The following is a 17,040-nucleotide window of genomic DNA, read 5'->3' as shown; positions in this document are numbered from 1 at the left end:
TCCCTATCCAATCACTTCCGAAACGAAATTGAGTCCGCTCTCGGTCAAAATCGCGTCAAGACGGACATCATGCGGCTCTGCCGGTACTGATGGCACTTCTTGGCAATCGAATGCAATGCCGATCAGCCGCGGATTCAGCCCTTTTTGCTGCAACCGCTCGATGGCGCGGTCATAATAGCCGGCGCCGTAGCCGATACGATGGCCGGTGCTATCGAAAGCCGAAAGCGGGACCAGCATAATCTGCGGGTCCAACACGGTGGCCTCGGGCCCCGGCCCCGCCGTCCCGAAACCGCTGGAAACCAGCGCCGCGCCGGGAACGAGTTCGCGAAAGACGATGGTACTTTTGTCGAGAATGACGGGCACGCAGAGCCGCGCGCCCCGCTCGCGCAGCCGCGCCATCAGCGGCCTTATATCCACTTCGGAGCGGATCGGCAGGAAGCCGGACACGATCTCCCCCGGCTGAAGATCGATCGCATCGCCGGCATGTGCAAGCATCGCCAGTGCCTTTTCGATACGCTCATCGGGGCGAATGGCGTCGCGCGCCGCCAGGCGTTCGTTGCGATATTGGGCTTTCAGCTTTTTGGGGGTCATCAGGCTTTCGTGGATTTCGACAAATATCACGAAAAGATAATGAGCCGGCGGCCTATTGCAATGCGTGAAAGCGACATGCGGTGATTGTATGTTGGCCGACAGCCGTCAGCCAGCCTTGCGTACCACCGAAATCAGCCCGTCCCCATCGATGTGCGCCCGAACATTCTTATAGTTCCCGAGCGTGGAATGACCCGTCTCGATCGGATGGGAATGCGTCGCCGTAATCACCATGACGTCGGCGCCGGCGGCTTCGCCGGCCTTGATGCCGGCCATCACGTCTTCGAAAACCAGACAATCGGATGGCCGCATGCCGAGACGCTCGGCGCCGAGGATGTAGCATTGCGGATCGGGCTTTCCGATCTTGACGTCCTCGGCGGTGACGATAAAGCGAGGGACCGGAATGCCGGCGGCCGCTAGGCGCGCCTGGGCAAGCCGGTACGGCGAGGAGGTTACGATCGCCCAACGCTCCGGCGGCAGAGAGGCCAGGAATTCGATGGCGCCCGGGAGCGGCACCACGCCTTCCACATCGGCGATTTCCGCTTCCGTGATCATCAGCGATTCCGCTACCGGATCGACACCCGGCAGGTTCAGCCGGCCGATCGTATCGACGCCGCGCGAACCGTGCATGGTCGGCATGAAAGCCGCGACATCCAGTCCCTTGCTGCGCGCCCAATCACCCCAGACGCGCTCGGCGGCAGCGATCGAGTTGATGATCGTGCCATCCATGTCGAACAGGAATCCGGAATAGTTTTTATCGAAGGCGGAAGACGATGCGACGGACAAGGTACAGTCCCTTTCGGTTGACGGGATCAGTCGGCGCGAGCCGAGGCTGACTCGCAATATCTTCCCCCCACTACCGATTGAGACGGCAAGAAGCAAATGAATGCTGGACGGCAGGCAAGGAAGAACGCCGTTATGCCCCGCCGAAGTTCTCCCCTTCCCGGAACACCAGCTCCAGCAAAATGCCGGTCGGCGTATGCAGAAAGAGCCGCCGCTCGCCGAGTTCCGGCAGATCCATCGTCGTATAGGGAATGCCCAGCGCATCGAGCTTACGCCGATGTCCCTGATAGTCGGCCAGCCGGAAACCGGCATGGTCAATGGTTTCACCATGACGGTCGACGGGGCCGGCATGGCCGGGAATGAGATGCACGATCGGCTCCTTGCCGGCATAGAGCCAATATCCGGGAAAACCGAACGCGGGTCTGTAACCCGGCTTAAGATCGAGAACGGTCTCGAAAAAGGCGCGCGTCCCCTCCAGATCGGCTGTTCTCAGTGTCACATGGTCCAACATAGCCGGCCTCACGCGATCGCGCCGCCGCCATCGACGCGCACGGTCGATCCGGTGGCAAAAGGTGTCGTCATCAAGAACAGCGCCGCATTGGCGATATCTTCCGGCGTCCCGACCATACGGGCCGGCAGGTTTGCCGCAGCGCGGGTAAACATCCCCTGGCGGGTCTCTTCAGCCATCTTCGACCAAAGCGGTGTATCGATCAGGCCGGGCGAGACTGCGTTGACACGTACCGGCGCCAATTCCAGCGCAAGGCCGCGCGACAAAGCCTCCAAGGCCGCATTGATGGCTCCTTGCAGCACCGATGTTGCGGAAGGCCGCACCGCGAGATAACCGGTGATAAAAGTCAACGTCGCCCGCTCGTTGAATTTGGCGGCACGCGCGATACGGTAGGCGCCCCAGAACTTGCTTTCCATCGCCTGCTTGGCGTCAGGCAACGGCAGGGAGCGGACCGGCCCGCTCGCCGTCTGCGCGGCGGAGATGACGATATGATCCCAAGGCGCTTCCCCGGCAAAGAACCGATCGATCGCCGCTTCATCGCCAGTGTCGAGCACCACGGTCCGCGCCGTGGCGGCGAGGCCCTTCAGCGCTTCATCGAGTTTTGCCTGCGAACGGGACGCGATCGTGACCCTGGCGCCGGCCTCCGCTGCCGCCTTCGCCGTTGCAAGCCCGATACCCGAGCTGCCGCCGAGCACTAGAACGCGTTGATCTATCAAAGATGTCATGGGGCATACTCCTCTTGTGAAAACCGCTTGACATCGAGCAAGGGTCGGCGTCACGCCGCCATCAATGCTCTGTTCCAGACTGCAGCGCGACTGTTGTAAAAAGGTGTAGACCTTCTTGACGTTTGCAAGAATAGACTTTGCCGGAGATGGTTCCTTGCTATATCAGCAAGAATATGGCCGATAACCTCTTTGACATGCTGGTGTTCGTACGCGTTGTCGAGGCAGGCAGCCTCTCCGGCGCAGCACGCGATTTACGCCTATCGCTTGCCGTCGTCAGCCGCAAATTGGCGCGGCTGGAAGAACGCCTCGGCGTCCGCCTGGTCAACCGCACAACGCGGACCTTGGCGTTGACCGAGGAAGGCACGACCTTCCACGCGCGCTGCGTCCGCATTCTCTCTGAAATCGATGAAGCCGAGTTGGAGGTGACGCGTGGTCGCGACGTCGCAACTGGCGTTTTGAGGGTCACGTCGACCTATGCTTTCGGCCGCCGGCGGCTCGCGCCGCTGCTCAGCGAATTCCGGTCCCATCATCCGGGATTGCATATCCAGCTCGATACGTCTGATTCCATCGCCAACATCGTCGAAGGCGGCTACGATCTCGCGGTGCGCTTCGGCGCTCTGGCAGATTCCAGCCTGATTGCTCGACAACTCGCGCCCAATATTCGCGTCATCTGCGGCGCACCGGCCTATCTCGACCGGCATGGGCGGCCCGAGAAACCAGAAGACCTACTGGGCCATGATTGCATCGTGTTCGGCCATCCGCCGCTGGACGACTGGGTCTTTGCCGACGGCACGACCGTGCATGTCCGCGGGTCGCTCGCGACCAATGACGGCGAACTGGCGCATGCCTGGGCTCTCGGCGGCGTCGGCCTCATCATGAAATCGATATGGGACGTCCGAGACGATATCGATTCCGGACGGCTGGAGGTCGTGCTCGCGAAGCAGCGGCTGCCGGCCGCGCCGATCCACGCGGTCTATCCGCACAATCGTCACACTGCTGCAAAGGTGCGCCTCTGCGTCGATTTCCTGGCGGACAGGCTGAAACGCCAATCAGCGTCCATGTTGCCGGCCATCTGACTGCCGGAATAGCCGCGGCAGAGCAAACCGCCGCGGGTGCCGGCCCATTACTCGCCGAGCCGGCCCTTCAACCCGTTGATGACATGATTGGCCAGCGCTTCATAATCGTCGTCGAAATGGTGACCGCCATCCATGGCAATGACTTCGGCACCGGTGTCTTTCAGCGCCGGGCAGGCGACATCCTCATCGTCATCCTTGCCGTAGATGCATTGCACCATCTTCGGGTTGATCGACTTGAGGTCATTGATGGGATCGCCGCCTTTGCCTTCGCTTTTGGCGCCGAGCCAACCCATGACGGAGATCACATAGTCGACCTTGCGCGACAGCGACAGCAGCGACATCTGCACGATCTTGTCCTTGTCCGGCTGCTTCAGCCGGTTGTAGCTTGCCGGCAGCACATCGGCGCCGAAGGAATAGCCGATCAGCACCACGTGCTTCACCTTGAAGCGCTTGGTATAGTACTGGATGATACGAGCGAGATCGTCGGCGGTCTGCTGCGGATCGCGCTCCGACCAGAAGTAATGCAGGGAGTCGACACCGACGACGGGAATACCCTGGTCCTGCAGAAAGCTGCCGACTTCCTTGTCGATATCGCGCCAACCGCCATCACCGGAATAGACGATCGCCAGCGTGTCTTGCGTCGGTTTCGTGCTCATGACGTCGAGCGGCAGGCCCAGCGGCGACTTTTCGCTATCGATCGTCTTCATCAGACCCACGAGCCCATCGCTTAGTGCGACATAGGTGTCATCGCCGTCGGCATCGGTAACCTGAACATCGGGATGTTCCTTCTGGATCTCCACGACGTGATCGCGTCCATCCTTGGGGGCCTTGGAAGTGAAGGTCGCGACGATCGGGTTCGGCAGCGCGCCGTCCTGGAGACCGAAGGACACCATATCGCCATCGGTCTTCTTTTCGGCGGGCGTGCAAAGCTCCTGCTTCAGCGCGATGCCGAAAGTCGGATCGATTGCGAGCGTGCCGGCAACGGTGGCGTCAGGGGTCTGCGCGGCGATGGTCAGCGCCATTGCGCCGCCGGCACCGACGCCGGCAATGATGGGCAGTTGATAGGTACTGTCGGCGAAGGAGCGCTGCACCTGCTGGCTCAGCGACTCCAGGTCCGAGACCATGTAGATGCAACCATCATTCTGGCTGACGTCATACTTGTTGAGCGACGCCAGAAAGGACGGGTAATCGATGCCGATGACCAGAGTGCCCTTGGCGACGAGCTTGTCGGCAACGCCTTTTTCCTTGTCGCTCCAGCCGGCCGCGTCGGAGATCAGAACGACCTCGCTCGTCACCTTGCCCTGTGGACGCATGATGTGCGGCGGCGAGATCATGCCGAGATCGTATTTGGTACCGTCCTCGTCCGCTCTCGCCGCGCCGGATACCAACAGACCCGTAGCCAATATGAATGCGGACGCCCATGACACTGCGTATTTCAAGATCATTTCCTCACGACCCCTTTAAGTCCGCCCCCGATGAGGAATGTGGCATCCATCAACGCGATCATTGGACTGACACCTCCCGAGACAGCCAGGTATCGCGGCTGCCATTCGGGATGAAACTTGGATTTGAAGGCACGAAGCCCTTTGAAGTTGTAGTAGCGCTCGCCGTGTTCGAAGACAGTTCCGCCGACCCTGTCCCAAACCGGCGCCGATTCCCGTCTCGACATGCCCGACAGCGGCGCCATGCCAAGATTGAAGCGCTGGAAACCCTGCTCTTTCAGATGCACCAGAATCTGCACGAATAGAAAATCCATCGATCCCTTCGGCGCGTCAGGCGAAAAGCGCATCAGATCGACGGAACCCTCTTCCTTGGTCTCCGTCATCAGGATGTTAGCGAAAGCAACGATCTTGCCATCCTTTTTCAACACGCCCACGGGCTGCGAAACCACATAATCGGGATCGAAGGCGCCCAGCGAAAAACCCTTTTCCTTGGCGTTGTGATCGGCAAGCCATGAGTCTGAAACCTGAGCGAGCTGATCGATTACTTCGGGCACAAGATGGGGTTCGATAACGGCAAATTCTAGTCCGTCGCGTACGGCACGGCTCGCGGTCTGGCGAAGATTGGCCCATTTCCCGCCCTTCAGCTCGAAATTGGCGAGATTGACGACCGCCAGCTCGCCGAGTTTGAAGGCACGCAGACCAGCGTCGGCGCAATAGGACAGAAGCGCCGGCGATATCTGGTAGAAGACAGAACGGCAGCCGGCCGAGCGGGCAGCTTCGACAAATCGCCAGACAAGGTCCGGCAGCGCCTGTCGCGGTCCGATCGGATCGAAGAGCGCAATCCAGGAACGACCCTGCTTGCCATACATGATGAAGGCATCGCCCTTTTCGGAAAACATGATGCTTTTATCGCCCATTCGCACGAGATTGGCGTCGGCAACCCCTTGCTTGCGTACGATTTCGACGGCCCGCTCCACCGCATGGTCGGAAACCGGCTCAAGCCGCGCCGTTGCCGGCCGCAGCAGGCTGAAGATCGCGATCGCCGACGAGACAATGGAAATGCCGAGCACGGCGCGAAGCCCGCGTGGCGCTTCCTCGGTAAATTCGAACTGCCACCAGAGTTGGTTACTGTATTCGACGTCACGATAGACGAAAAACAGGATGACGACGGCGCCGATGCAGATGACCGCGATTGCCGTCAACCACCCCCCCGTCAGGGTTTGATTGAGCAGCGATGCCGGGCGAGTGAACAGTCGGCGGCTAACGACGAGGCCGAAAACGTGGAAGCCGAGCAGCGCGGCCTCGACAATGGCGATGGCCTTCAGCAGCGAGAACAGCAACGCGAAAATCGCCGAGGCAATCGAAACCCACCAGGCGCCATCCAGACGTTGGCCGAGTCCACGGGCAGCAACGATCATCGCCAGGCCGAGAAGACTGGAGAGAAAATGCGCCCCTTCGATGAGGGGCAGAGGCAGATAGTCGGACAGGAATTCGAGGTTCCTGTCCGGCGTCGGCGTCACACTCGAGAACACCAGCATCATGCCAAGCAGCAGCGCGAAGGTCGACAGCAACTGTGGCATCAGACGACCGCCGATACGCCGCATGCTGGAGGCGGCCGGATGGTCGACGAAACGACGCAGCTCCGCCACCGAGATCGCGAGGATCGCGATCGCCAGCGGGATGACGTTATAGATGACACGGTAAAGAACCAGCGAACCGAGAACCGCGTCGGCATTCACCGAGCTACCGAGCCACGCGATGATGATCGTCTCGAAGACGCCGAAACCGGCCGGCACGTGGCTGAGCACGCCGAGACCGACAGCGATGGCGTAGATGGCGAAGAAGCCCGGCCAGCCGATGGCCGAATCCGGCAGCAGCACATAGAGTACCGATGCCGAGGCGGCGATGTCGAGCGCGGTTACCAGGAATTGCCGCGACCATGTGCGCGAATCCGGCAGGCGAATGGCGATCGGCCCGATCCGGACCTCGCGGCCGTTGCGGCCGATGACAATTACGATGGCCAGGGCCGCGAGAATGGCGCCCGCTACCAGACGCAGCCACAGGCCGTCGACCTCGATCAGCGGGCCGATCTCATCGGCAATGATCATCAGCGCAATGGAGCCGACGGCGGCAAGGCCAAGACCGAAAGCAAGCGTTACGAAGGCGATGACGCGGGTAATGTCGTCCGGCGACAAGCCGAGTCGGGTATAGGCGCGATAGCGGATGGCGCCGGCACTGAGCGCGCCAAAGCCGGCCGTATTGCCGACCGCATAGGCGCTGAAGGAGGTCAACGCCACATGCGGAAACGGTACGCGCTTGCCGATATATTCCAGCGCGTTCTGATCGTAGAAGATCAGTGAGAAGAAGCTGAGACCCGTGAAAAACAGGGCGAGCAGGATTGACGAGATTTTCGTCGTCGCCAGCGCGTGCACGACATCGTCATAGCGCACTTCGTTCGTCAGATCGAAGATCGCATAGGCGGCGATACAGAAGACCGCGACGGTGAGGATAGCGACGATCAGCGTGCGATTGCGGTTCAGGAAACCGCTTATACCGCCGCGCGCCTCCAGGTCCTCATCGGCTTTTTTCAGATCGATTGGAGTCGACATGCTCTACCTGTTTTGAATTGGCTTTCGCCGGTCCCGTTAAGTCGGATGTGCAGTAACGCGAATCTTGCATCTCTGTGTTACCGCCAGCACTTCTTTCGACGGGCTCTTTTCTCGAGCGCTCCCATCATTCTGAATTTGGGCAATTTTGGCGCAGGACTCGTTCCGCCAGCAATGAATCTGTTATTATTTAAAGGAATTTGTCATTCATCCCGAATTTGAGCTTATCCACACAGAAAAGTGAACAGTGTGGCCTGCCATCAACGCAGTTCTCCGTCAGGATGTACCTTTTGAACGATCGTATCTTCCCAAGCGAGTAAACGTCCCTTTCCCGAACGCAGTTCGAGTTTTTCGACAGGTTCCCGATTGTCGATGTCCACCAGTTCCGAGTGGGCTTCTTCGAGCGAAAACAGGTGTGCCTCCCCCCATTGCCGTAGCCCCACCACGACATGAAAAAGGCCGCGCCCTTTCTCGGTCAACCGGTATTCCTGATAGGCACTTCCGTCCGACGCCGGAACGAGTTCCAGCACGCCGACATCCACCAAACTATGCAGGCGGGCCGACAAGATGCCCTTGGCCACGCCCAGGCTCTTCTGAAACTCCCCGAAACGCCGCATGCCGTCGAGGGCGTCACGGACAATCAGAAGCGACCACCAGTCGCCGATCGCATCCAACGCCCGCGCAACCGGACAATCCGCCGCCTTCAAACTGGTCCGTTTGACCAAGGGTTCCTCCATCTCGCTTCCGATCCACTTCTAGTTCGAACATAGGACTAGACAAGCGCCTCCGCAACTGGTCCTATTGTAGAACCAGAATAGGTGATGGGGCGCCGCATGGGCGAAAATGGCAGCACTAACAAGGACAGGATGGTCCCGGAGACGGAGATCAACACAAGCACCGAAAAGGGGCTGACACCGGCCATCACACTGCTTTTTTCCATCGCCTGCGGTCTCAGCGTCGCGAGCGTCTACGTCGCTCAGCCATTGCTGGATGCCATGGCCAGCGATTTCGGTGTCGATGCCGGATCGATCGGTATCGTCGTGACGGTGACGCAGATCGGCTATGCACTCGGCCTCATTTTCCTTGTTCCGCTGGGCGACAGCATCGATCGCCGCCGTCTGATCCTTGGTCAGTCAGCGCTCTCTGCAATAGCCTTGGCAATCGTTGCATCTGCGTCAGACTTTGTAGTCCTGCTCATGGGGATGGCGGCTGTCGGCCTGCTGGCCGTCGTCGTGCAAAGTCTGGTCGCCCTGACCGCGACGCTGGCTGATCCCGCCCACCGCGGAAGGACCGTGGGCACCGTGACGAGCGGCGTAGTGATCGGCATCTTGCTCGCGCGCTTCGTTTCTGGTGTGCTTGCCGATATCGGCGGCTGGCGGCTGGTCTATTTGACCTTGGCAGCTTTGACGCTATCGATGACGGCATTGCTTGCCTGGTCGCTGCCGCGACATTCCCGCGAGGAGGCGCCGCATTCCTATGCAAAGCTGTTATGGTCGATACCGCTGCTGTTTGTCCGCGAGCCGCTTCTTCGCGTACGCGCTGTTCTGGCGCTCTTGATCTTCATGACTTTCAGCATCTTCTGGACCGCCATGGTTCTGCCGTTGAGCGCCGCGCCTCTTTCTCTCAGTCACACGGAAATCGGGCTTTTCGGCCTTGCAGGCATGGCCGGGGCTATCGCGGCAAGCGGCGCGGGGCGGCTCGCCGACCGCGGGCTTGGCGAGCGCATCAGCGGCCTGGCCCTTGCTTTGATGCTGGTCGCGTGGCTGCCGATCGCCCTAATGCAGTGGTCGATCTGGCCGGCGATCATCGGCATCGTGGCTTTGGATCTGGCAATCCAGGCGGTTCACGTCACCAATCAGAGCATGATTTTTGCGCAGCGCCCGGAAGCGCGCAGCCGGCTCGTCGCGGGCTACATGGTGTTCTATTCGGCCGGAAGTGCGACAGGCGCAATCGCCTCGACGACCGTCTATGGTTATGCAGGATGGCCCGGCGTCTGCATGCTCGGCGCCGGCGTCAGCGCGCTGGCATTGATCTTCTGGGCGGCAACGCGCCGCCGAGAAGAATGTCCGACCGTCGTGACCGGCGGCGCATGAGCACAGCCTGTCCTGTCACTGGTCCGGTGCTTCCGCGGGCACGCCGCGCATTTCGCTAAGGTAGAATCCCTCGCGCAAATTGATGCCGTATTCGACGAATGCCTTCATGCAGCAGAGCATCTGCATCCAGCCCTCGCAATTGAGATAGGTGCCGCGGCGGCCGGCCGCGTCCTCGCGCCAGCCGGTTTCCTCGATCGTCACCATGGTGCCGCCGTCGTCCAGCGCTTCAAACGTCATCTCCACCTTCGTCCTGTAGCGCGTACCGTCTTCGCCGGTGCCTCCGTCCCAATGAAAGACGATGCGCCGGTCGGTTTCCACCTCATTGACCTCGACTGGCGCATTCTTCCACCAGGTCACGGTCGTCCCCGCCACCAGCGGCGCGCTGGCGCCGCCGACGGTGGTGAAATAGCTCGATAGCTTCTTCGGATTGACGACGGCGTCGAAGACCTCAGCCACCTTGCGGCCGATGCGTCCCGAAATGCGAACATTCAACGTCATGACTACTCCTCCGCTTTCCGATTGCGGTTGCATTTCCATTGCGACCGAAAGAATTATGTTATAAAAACATAACATGTCAAGCGAATCGGATAGCGACCTCATTTTCAAAGCCCTGGCGCATCGCCGCCGGCGCGAAATCCTCGACATGCTCAAGGAAGCCCCGAGAACGACCGGCATGCTCTGCGAGACCTTTGCGGATATGGACCGTTGCACGGTGATGCAGCATCTGAAGGTGCTGGAGGAGGCCGACCTGGTGATCGCCAAGAAAGAAGGCCGGGAGCGCTGGAACCATCTCAACAGCCTGCCGATCAAGCAGATTCACGACCGCTGGATCAGCGCATACGCCGGCCATGCATTGTCGATCCTTGACCGACTGAAGAGCGATCTCGAAGGCTGAAGTTGCAGGAGCAGTCCGATGACCGCGCGACTAGCTTTTCGCGCTCTGGCTCAACAGTGCTTTCAGTTTCTCGCCGGTTCCGTCCTCCTCCAGGGGCGTATAGACGACCAGCTTCATATCCGGCCGGTCGATGACCGCAAGCGCGGTATATTCGAACGTCATCAGACCGCCTTGGGGATGGCGCAAGCGCTTGTAGCCGGCGAGCGGCCGCAGCACTTCCTGTCTCGGCCACCAGGCCCGAAATTCCGGACTTGCCTGCGTCAACGTCGCGATCAGCCGCTCGAAATCGGGATCGCCGGCATAGCGGGCGCTATCGGCACGGAACATGGCGAGCGAATTCGCCGCCACGATCTCCCAATCGACCAATAACTCGCGATGAGCGGGATCGGTGAAGACCCGATGGACGGTGTTGCGCGCATCGCCCTGGAGCAAGCCGTAATCGCCGAAAAGAGCCACCGCCGCCGAATTCCAGGCAAGCACATCCCAGCGCCGGCCGAGCACATAGGCGGGTTGGCCGGTGAGGCTCGCAAGCATCCGTCTGAGCGATTCCGGCACCTCTTCCGGCCCGCGCGACGGGATTTCCGTCGATGGCCGATCGCTCAGGGTGAAGAGATGCCGTCGTTCGGCGGGATCGAGCCGCAACGCGTCCGCCAGCGCCGACAGCACCTCCGCCGAAGCACGCACATCCCGCCCCTGCTCGAGCCAGGTGTACCAGGTAGCCCCGACACCAGCGAGAAGTGCCACTTCCTCGCGCCGCAAGCCGGGCGTCCGCCGCCGAAATCCTTCCGGCAGTCCCACGCTTGCCGGCGTCAGCTTCTCGCGGCGAGACCGCAGGAAAGCGCCGAACTCTCGGCGCCTGGCTTCGAGAATGGTTTGATTCTGATTGATGGTCATCGCTTATCATAGCAGGATCAATACTAGGATAAAGCCGGAACTGTTTGTCGTTTTCTGAAACTGCCAAATATCCTTCCATGGACCAAATGGAGGTGATTGCCATGGACATGAGCGAGAAGACGATCCTGATCACCGGCTCGACCGATGGCGTCGGCCGCCGGGTTGCCGAAAGGCTCGCCGCATGGGGTGCGACGGTGCTGGTGCACGGGCGCGACCACGCGCGCGCCGAGAGCCTGCTGTCCGGCATTTATGACGCGGGCGGGAAGGCGATCTTTTATCCCGCCGATCTTTCATCGCTCGACGAGGTCGGTGCGCTCGCCGATACGATCGAGCGAGATCATGATCGCCTCGACATTCTGATCAACAATGCCGGCATCGGCACCGGCGGTCGTGACGCCGGGCGCCAGGTCAGCCGCGACGGGCATGAACTGCGCTTTGCGGTGAACTATCTTGCCGGCTTCCTGCTCACCCGCCGCCTGCTGCCGCTGTTGAAAGCGAGCAGTCCCGCCCGTATCATCAACGTTTCCTCTGTCGGTCAGCAACCGATCGACTTCTCCGATGTCATGTTGACCCACGGCTATAGCGGCGTAGGCGCCTATTGCCAGAGCAAGCTGGCACAGATCATGTTCACGTTCGATCTCGCCGAGGAACTGGCTGATACCGGCGTTACCGTCAACTGCCTGCACCCTGCAACCTACATGGACACCACTATGGTGCGCCAGGCAGGCGTGGCACCCATGAGCACCGTCGACGAGGGCGCAGACGCCATCCTCAACCTGGCTGTAAGCGCCAAGCTCGAAGGACAGACCGGCCTCTATTACGACGGGCAGCGCCCTTCCCGCGCCAATACCCAGGCCTATGACACGGCCGCGCGCAAGCGGCTGCGCGTCCTCAGCCATGACCTCGCCGGCCTCGCCTGAACGCGGACTGGTATCCCCTCATCAACCATCCAACAAAAATGGAGACAAATCATGTCGTCCCAACACGTCGTCATCATTGGCGGCTCGTCAGGCATTGGCCTTGCGAGTGCTGCTCATCTTCTCGAAAAAGGATATCGGGTAACGATCACAGGTCGCGATGAGGCAAAGCTGAAGGCGGCGGCACAAAGCCTTACCGGCGAAGTCGCCACGATCGCCATGGACGCCGCCAACCTCACCGGCCTTGCCAAAGCTTTCGAGACGATCGGCCCATTCGATCATCTCGTTCTGGCACTGGGCGGCGGCAATGGCGGCGGCCCCTTCGCTTCCGTCGATCTCACCGATGTCAAGAAAGGCTTCGAGCAGAAGACGATGGCCCATTTTGGCTGCGCCCAGGCCAGTCTTCCCTATCTCTCGAAGGAGGGCAGCATCACTTTCGTCTCCGCCGTTTCGGCACAGGCCGCCTTGCCGGGAACAGCGGGACTTGGAGCCGTCAACGCCGCAATAGCAGCGCTTGCGCCTATCCTTGCCGTGGAACTCAAGCCCGTCCGCGTGAACTGCGTTTCGCCCGGCGTCGTCGACACGCCGTGGTGGGATTTCCTCGGCGAAGAACAGAAGGCGCCGGCCTTTGCCAGCCTCGCCGCCCGCACCCCGATCGGACGGATCGGCCGCCCGGAAGAGATTGCCGATGCGATCGGCTTCCTGATTGGCAACAGCTTCACCAGCGGCCATACGCTGATCTGTGACGGCGGCATTCGGCTCGGCCTATAACCCGCAACGCGCCATTGCCGGTCAGCCCCGGTAATGGCCTTCACTTGCCGCCAACGTCAGCCTGCAGATGCGTCAGGATATCGATCAACTCCGGCGCCATATCCCGGATCTCCCGGAGATGGATCGCACTGAGCCGGCGCAGAATATCCTCGGATTTTTCCGTCAGACGCAGCGTTTGGCGGCGCTTGTCGGCCGGATCGGGATGACGGGTGACATAGTCGGCGTCGATCAAGCGGCCGACCAGTTCGGTTGCCGTATGCGGCGCGATCAGCAGGCGTTCCGCCAGCATGCCGATGGTTATCGCCTCGCCTTGCGGATTACCCTTGATCGCCAGCAGCGCCTGATGCTGCTGCGGCGGCAATCCCTCGTTATGGGCAGCGGAGGTGCTGAAATCCATGAATTTCCGGAGCGTGTAGCGCAGTGTCGCCAAAGCCTCGTAGTCCGCCTGCGATAGCGTTTTATCCAAATCTCGCGCCACTCTCATCGTCCTCATAAACACATTTTGTTTTCGTTGTTTTTGGCCGTTGATTTATATCGCATTACGATATAATTGCCAGTGCAACGCGATCCCGGCCACTTGCCCCGCGCTTTAGCACAGAAAGCACTCCATGCAGGATATGAATGCACATCATCGGCACGCCCATGATTTCTCAGGCGGCGCTTCACGGAAAGACAACGGAGATTTTACCACCGACAAGCGCGTTCTGGTGCTTGCGGCCATGGCCCTGGTCGTCGGCACCGGTGGCGCCCTGTCCGCGTGGATGCTGATCAACCTCATCGCACTGGTCACCAACGCCGTCTGGTTGTTCAAGATCAGCGTCGAGCCGCTGTCGCTGGGCACCGTTGCGCGCTCGCCGTGGATGGTCGCCGCTCCCATCATCGGCGGCATCGTGATCGGCCTCATGGCACGCTACGGTTCGGAAAAGATCCGCGGCCACGGCATTCCGGAGGCGATCGAAGCGATCCTGATCGGCGGCAGCCGCATGTCGCCGAAAGTGGCAGTCCTGAAGCCGCTCTCCTCCGCCATCTCGATCGGGACCGGCGGCCCGTTCGGTGCGGAAGGACCGATCATCATGACCGGCGGCGCCATCGGCTCGCTGTTCGCCCAATTCTTCCATCTCAGTGCCGCCGAGCGCAAAACCCTGCTGGTCGCGGGCGCTGCCGCCGGCATGACCGCGATCTTCGGCTCGCCCATCGCCGCCGTCATGCTGGCGGTCGAACTGCTGCTGTTCGAATGGAAGCCGCGCAGCTTCATTCCGGTCGTGATCGCTTCTTGCGTCTCGATTACTTGGCGACCGTTCCTGATCGGCAGCGGGCCGCTCTTCCCGGCGCATTTCGACATGCAGCTGAGCTGGTGGAGCATCCTGCTGGCAGCCGGCCTCGGCATCGTGTCCGGCCTGCAATCCGGCCTCTTGACGACGCTGCTTTACCGCATCGAAGACGCCTTCGAGAAACTGCCTGTTCATTGGATGTGGTGGCCCGCCCTCGGCGGCCTCGTCGTCGGTCTCGGCGGATTGATCGAGCCACGCGCGCTCGGCGTCGGCTATGACATCATCGCCGACCTGCTGAACAACCATATCGTCGCAGGTGCCGTACTCGCAATACTCCTGGTCAAGGCCGGCATCTGGCTGGTTGCACTGTCATCGGGAACGTCGGGCGGCGTACTTGCACCGCTTCTCATCCTCGGCGGCACGCTCGGCTGGCTTATCGGCCTCGTTCTGCCCGGAGATCCCGGCTTCTGGGCGCTGCTCGGCATGGCCGCGATGATGGGCGGCACGATGCGCGCGCCGCTGACCGGCACCTTCTTCGCCATCGAATTGACAGGCGACATGCATGCGCTCGTGCCGCTGCTTGCCGCCACCGTGGCAGCCTACGCGGTTACCGTGTTGCTGTTGAAGCGCTCGATCCTGACGGAAAAGATCGCCCGCCGCGGTCAGCACATCACCCGCGAATACGGCATCGATCCGTTCGAATTGACCCGCGCCGCCGATATCATGATCGCGAAGGTGGACACGCTGCCCGCCGCCATGCCGGTCACAGAGGCATTGGCGCAATTGACCGAGCGGCCGGATGCCCATCGCTACTATCCCGTTATCGAGACTGATGGCCGTTTGGTCGGCATGATCTCACGCGCGGATGCGCTGCGTTGGCAGAAGGACCCCGATCTCGCCGGCCAGACGCTCTATGATTTGGCCTCGGACACCTCGATCCCGCTCGCCCATCCGGAAGATACGGTCGGCCGCGTCGCCGATATCATGATCCAGGCCGATACCGGACGCATCCCCGTCGTCGATGAGCGGACCAGCGTTCTCGTCGGCCTCATCGCCCGTAAGGATCTCCTGCGCCTGCGCAGCGCCGCCAATCGCTCCGAATTCGAGCGTGGCGCGTATCTGGGAGCAAAGCGTTAAGAGGAGGCGGAACGGCGTTAGCGGGGCAATCAGAATCCCGCGACGCTGCCTTTCTTTCCAAGATCGAGAAAGGAAGAGCGATCCACGACGACCGATGGATGTTTACGATCCTGGGCGCCTACAAACGTAGGTGGGCACCGTGTGTCCAGGCCCACGAGCCTGGTCAGGGACAGCTCCCTTTGGATCGAGTATGGCCCCAGGGATTGTGGTTCCTGTCGGGAAGCGCAGACCGCGCCTTCTATATAAAGGGGATTTTCAGCCAGCACCAGAGGGTGCCAAGTCCACTCCGAGAAATAAAAGAACGCCTCAGTTCGGCTCGCCGCTCGGACGAATGGTCAGCTTCTCGGTAATGCCGCGTATGCGCATCGTCACTTCGTCGATGACGGTGGCCAGCGTTTCTTCGCTGCGGGCGTTGGCAGCGGCCACGGTGTCATGGTTGCTGCGCAAGTTTTCGAGTTCGGCTTCCAGCCCCGAGACACGACGCGTCAGCTCCGCCACCTCGTCCATGATCATGATGCCGGCCATAACGGTGACGCGCAGATCACCGATTTCGCCGAACTGACCCTTTAGATGCGCGACATAGCGATCAAAGCGGGTGGCGAGATCCGTCAGATGGGCCTCCTGCCCCTCTTCGCAGGCCATGCGATAGGCTTTGCCGTCGATCGTTACCGTTACCTGTGCCATCAGACTTTCCGATCATTGCCGCTAATCGCGACGGCTGCGTCCCAAAGGGTCAGCGGTCGAGCACGGCTCTTATGGTTTCCATCGCCGTCACAAGCCGACGCGACACTTCGCGATTGACTTCTTCGAGCCGGTTCGCACGAAACTCGGCCTGATCGAGCTCCTGAGCGAGCCGCGAGCGATCGGCATGCACCCGGCGAACCTCGCCTTCGACATCGCTTTGCGCCCGTTCACGTTCGAACCGCCCGTCGACAGCACTCTCCAAAGTCGAAAGCGCCTGGCGCAACTGAGAGAGCGCCACATCCACCGTTTTGCCTGAAGGTGTCATGCCTTTCGATTCCCCGCGCAAGGCCCGAATCAAAACATCCGGCCACTTGTCTGATTTCGCAACAATATTCAACTCAGCAACTGCACGTCAATAAAGGCTGTCATGCGACAGGGGGCCTAATCTGTGGATGAAGGTCGCCTTTGCGGTTTATCCAAGCTTTGTCTTGCCATTGTCGTCTTTTGTACAAGTCAGCAGGCAAATGTTAAAAAATTGCCGCACCACCCCCTGATCGGCCTGCGGATTTATTGACTTGCTCGCCCCAACTGCTATGTCTCAGCCGCCTGAGGCAGCGCTAAAACGGAGTTATAAGGACTTCTCCGTTTCG

Annotated in this window: 18 protein-coding genes and 1 other RNA gene; 6 read left to right on the top strand and 13 right to left on the bottom strand. The window is 60.7% G+C overall.

Annotated features, from left to right (window positions below; all coding sequences use genetic code 11):
* Positions 1–3 precede the first annotated feature (3 nt).
* From PY649_RS20045 to PY649_RS20030, 4 genes are all read right to left on the bottom strand, one after another.
* Positions 4–591 carry a 5-formyltetrahydrofolate cyclo-ligase gene (locus tag PY649_RS20045; RefSeq protein ID WP_285870389.1) on the bottom strand — a complete coding sequence of 196 codons (588 nt, stop codon included), beginning with the start codon at positions 589–591 and terminating at the stop codon, positions 4–6.
* A 105-nt stretch (positions 592–696) separates the two neighbouring features.
* Positions 697–1,374: an HAD-IA family hydrolase gene (locus PY649_RS20040; RefSeq protein WP_285870388.1), complete on the bottom strand. Its 678-nt coding sequence runs from the start codon at positions 1,372–1,374 to the stop codon at positions 697–699.
* Positions 1,375–1,504: 130 nt separating this feature from the next.
* Positions 1,505–1,882, bottom strand: coding sequence for a VOC family protein (locus tag PY649_RS20035; protein WP_285870387.1), 378 nt, complete (start codon positions 1,880–1,882; stop codon positions 1,505–1,507).
* Between the two features lie 8 nt (positions 1,883–1,890).
* On the bottom strand, positions 1,891–2,604 hold the full coding sequence (locus PY649_RS20030; protein WP_285870386.1) for an SDR family oxidoreductase: 714 nt from the start codon (positions 2,602–2,604) through the stop codon (positions 1,891–1,893).
* A 173-nt stretch (positions 2,605–2,777) separates the two neighbouring features.
* On the opposite strand from PY649_RS20030, the gene PY649_RS20025 reads away from it, so the two are divergent.
* Positions 2,778–3,680: a LysR family transcriptional regulator gene (locus PY649_RS20025; RefSeq protein ID WP_285870385.1), complete on the top strand. Its 903-nt coding sequence runs from the start codon at positions 2,778–2,780 to the stop codon at positions 3,678–3,680.
* A 47-nt stretch (positions 3,681–3,727) separates the two neighbouring features.
* On the opposite strand, the gene PY649_RS20020 is transcribed toward PY649_RS20025, so the two are convergent.
* The 3 genes from PY649_RS20020 to PY649_RS20010 form a co-directional block, all read right to left on the bottom strand.
* Entirely contained in the window at positions 3,728–5,125 is a 1,398-nt protein-coding gene (locus PY649_RS20020; RefSeq protein ID WP_285870384.1) for a virulence factor, read from the bottom strand.
* Positions 5,122–7,731, bottom strand: coding sequence for a bifunctional lysylphosphatidylglycerol flippase/synthetase MprF (gene mprF, locus PY649_RS20015; RefSeq protein WP_285870383.1), 2,610 nt, complete (start codon positions 7,729–7,731; stop codon positions 5,122–5,124). The genes PY649_RS20020 and mprF overlap by 4 nt, the downstream gene beginning before the upstream one ends.
* 257 nt (positions 7,732–7,988) lie before the next feature.
* Positions 7,989–8,465, bottom strand: coding sequence for a winged helix-turn-helix transcriptional regulator (locus tag PY649_RS20010; RefSeq protein WP_285870382.1), 477 nt, complete (start codon positions 8,463–8,465; stop codon positions 7,989–7,991).
* 129 nt (positions 8,466–8,594) lie between these two features.
* Between PY649_RS20010 and PY649_RS20005 the strand changes: the two genes are divergently transcribed.
* On the top strand, positions 8,595–9,821 hold the full coding sequence (locus PY649_RS20005) for an MFS transporter (protein ID WP_285870500.1): 1,227 nt from the start codon (positions 8,595–8,597) through the stop codon (positions 9,819–9,821).
* Positions 9,822–9,836: 15 nt separating this feature from the next.
* On the opposite strand, the gene PY649_RS20000 is transcribed toward PY649_RS20005, so the two are convergent.
* Complete coding sequence (locus PY649_RS20000; protein WP_285870381.1) at positions 9,837–10,319, bottom strand: SRPBCC domain-containing protein; 483 nt, start codon at positions 10,317–10,319, stop codon at positions 9,837–9,839.
* A 73-nt stretch (positions 10,320–10,392) separates the two neighbouring features.
* Here PY649_RS20000 and PY649_RS19995 point away from each other — a divergent pair, with 73 nt between their 5' ends.
* The gene (locus tag PY649_RS19995) at positions 10,393–10,716 is read left to right on the top strand and encodes an ArsR/SmtB family transcription factor (RefSeq protein ID WP_107109117.1); all 324 of its coding nucleotides are present in this window, start codon (positions 10,393–10,395) and stop codon (positions 10,714–10,716) included.
* 30 nt (positions 10,717–10,746) lie between these two features.
* On the opposite strand, the gene PY649_RS19990 is transcribed toward PY649_RS19995, so the two are convergent.
* Positions 10,747–11,610, bottom strand: a complete 864-nt coding sequence (locus tag PY649_RS19990) for a helix-turn-helix transcriptional regulator (protein ID WP_285870380.1) — start codon at positions 11,608–11,610, stop codon at positions 10,747–10,749.
* 101 nt (positions 11,611–11,711) lie between these two features.
* On the opposite strand from PY649_RS19990, the gene PY649_RS19985 reads away from it, so the two are divergent.
* Positions 11,712–12,530, top strand: coding sequence for an SDR family NAD(P)-dependent oxidoreductase (locus tag PY649_RS19985; protein ID WP_285870379.1), 819 nt, complete (start codon positions 11,712–11,714; stop codon positions 12,528–12,530).
* A 51-nt stretch (positions 12,531–12,581) separates the two neighbouring features.
* The gene (locus PY649_RS19980; protein WP_285870377.1) at positions 12,582–13,298 is read left to right on the top strand and encodes an SDR family oxidoreductase; all 717 of its coding nucleotides are present in this window, start codon (positions 12,582–12,584) and stop codon (positions 13,296–13,298) included.
* A 40-nt stretch (positions 13,299–13,338) separates the two neighbouring features.
* Here the strand turns inward: PY649_RS19980 and PY649_RS19975 are convergent, their stop codons facing one another.
* On the bottom strand, positions 13,339–13,776 hold the full coding sequence (locus PY649_RS19975; protein WP_432761382.1) for a MarR family winged helix-turn-helix transcriptional regulator: 438 nt from the start codon (positions 13,774–13,776) through the stop codon (positions 13,339–13,341).
* 130 nt (positions 13,777–13,906) lie between these two features.
* Here PY649_RS19975 and PY649_RS19970 point away from each other — a divergent pair, with 130 nt between their 5' ends.
* A complete protein-coding gene (locus PY649_RS19970) occupies positions 13,907–15,706 on the top strand; it encodes a chloride channel protein (protein ID WP_285870375.1) in 1,800 nt (599 codons plus the stop codon).
* A gap of 75 nt (positions 15,707–15,781) precedes the next feature.
* On the opposite strand, the gene ssrS is transcribed toward PY649_RS19970, so the two are convergent.
* From ssrS to PY649_RS19955, 3 genes are all read right to left on the bottom strand, one after another.
* Positions 15,782–15,940: non-coding RNA, 6S RNA (gene ssrS / locus PY649_RS19965), on the bottom strand.
* A gap of 72 nt (positions 15,941–16,012) precedes the next feature.
* Positions 16,013–16,390: a cell division protein ZapA gene (locus PY649_RS19960; protein WP_285870374.1), complete on the bottom strand. Its 378-nt coding sequence runs from the start codon at positions 16,388–16,390 to the stop codon at positions 16,013–16,015.
* Between the two features lie 49 nt (positions 16,391–16,439).
* A complete protein-coding gene (locus tag PY649_RS19955; RefSeq protein ID WP_285870372.1) occupies positions 16,440–16,715 on the bottom strand; it encodes a DUF4164 domain-containing protein in 276 nt (91 codons plus the stop codon).
* Between the last annotated feature and the right edge of the window lie 325 nt (positions 16,716–17,040).

The organism is Rhizobium mayense (assembly GCF_030272705.1).
GTDB lineage: Bacteria > Pseudomonadota > Alphaproteobacteria > Rhizobiales > Rhizobiaceae > Rhizobium > Rhizobium mayense.
Note: the sequence above shows the minus strand (reverse complement) of the source record. Positions and strands in the feature narration are given on the sequence as shown.

Coding starts and splice junctions, on each gene's coding strand:
- PY649_RS20025 (WP_285870385.1), top strand. CDS start 2,778: ATGGCCGATAACCTCTTTGACATGCTGGTGTTCGTACGCGTTGTCGAG.
- PY649_RS19995 (WP_107109117.1), top strand. CDS start 10,393: ATGTCAAGCGAATCGGATAGCGACCTCATTTTCAAAGCCCTGGCGCAT.
- PY649_RS20035 (WP_285870387.1), bottom strand. CDS start 1,882: ATGTTGGACCATGTGACACTGAGAACAGCCGATCTGGAGGGGACGCGC.
- PY649_RS19985 (WP_285870379.1), top strand. CDS start 11,712: ATGGACATGAGCGAGAAGACGATCCTGATCACCGGCTCGACCGATGGC.
- PY649_RS20030 (WP_285870386.1), bottom strand. CDS start 2,604: ATGACATCTTTGATAGATCAACGCGTTCTAGTGCTCGGCGGCAGCTCG.
- PY649_RS19980 (WP_285870377.1), top strand. CDS start 12,582: ATGTCGTCCCAACACGTCGTCATCATTGGCGGCTCGTCAGGCATTGGC.
- PY649_RS19960 (WP_285870374.1), bottom strand. CDS start 16,390: ATGGCACAGGTAACGGTAACGATCGACGGCAAAGCCTATCGCATGGCC.
- mprF (WP_285870383.1), bottom strand. CDS start 7,731: ATGTCGACTCCAATCGATCTGAAAAAAGCCGATGAGGACCTGGAGGCG.
- PY649_RS19990 (WP_285870380.1), bottom strand. CDS start 11,610: ATGACCATCAATCAGAATCAAACCATTCTCGAAGCCAGGCGCCGAGAG.
- PY649_RS20010 (WP_285870382.1), bottom strand. CDS start 8,465: ATGGAGGAACCCTTGGTCAAACGGACCAGTTTGAAGGCGGCGGATTGT.
- PY649_RS20005 (WP_285870500.1), top strand. CDS start 8,595: ATGGTCCCGGAGACGGAGATCAACACAAGCACCGAAAAGGGGCTGACA.
- PY649_RS20000 (WP_285870381.1), bottom strand. CDS start 10,319: ATGACGTTGAATGTTCGCATTTCGGGACGCATCGGCCGCAAGGTGGCT.
- PY649_RS19955 (WP_285870372.1), bottom strand. CDS start 16,715: ATGACACCTTCAGGCAAAACGGTGGATGTGGCGCTCTCTCAGTTGCGC.
- PY649_RS20045 (WP_285870389.1), bottom strand. CDS start 591: ATGACCCCCAAAAAGCTGAAAGCCCAATATCGCAACGAACGCCTGGCG.
- PY649_RS20020 (WP_285870384.1), bottom strand. CDS start 5,125: ATGATCTTGAAATACGCAGTGTCATGGGCGTCCGCATTCATATTGGCT.
- PY649_RS19970 (WP_285870375.1), top strand. CDS start 13,907: ATGCAGGATATGAATGCACATCATCGGCACGCCCATGATTTCTCAGGC.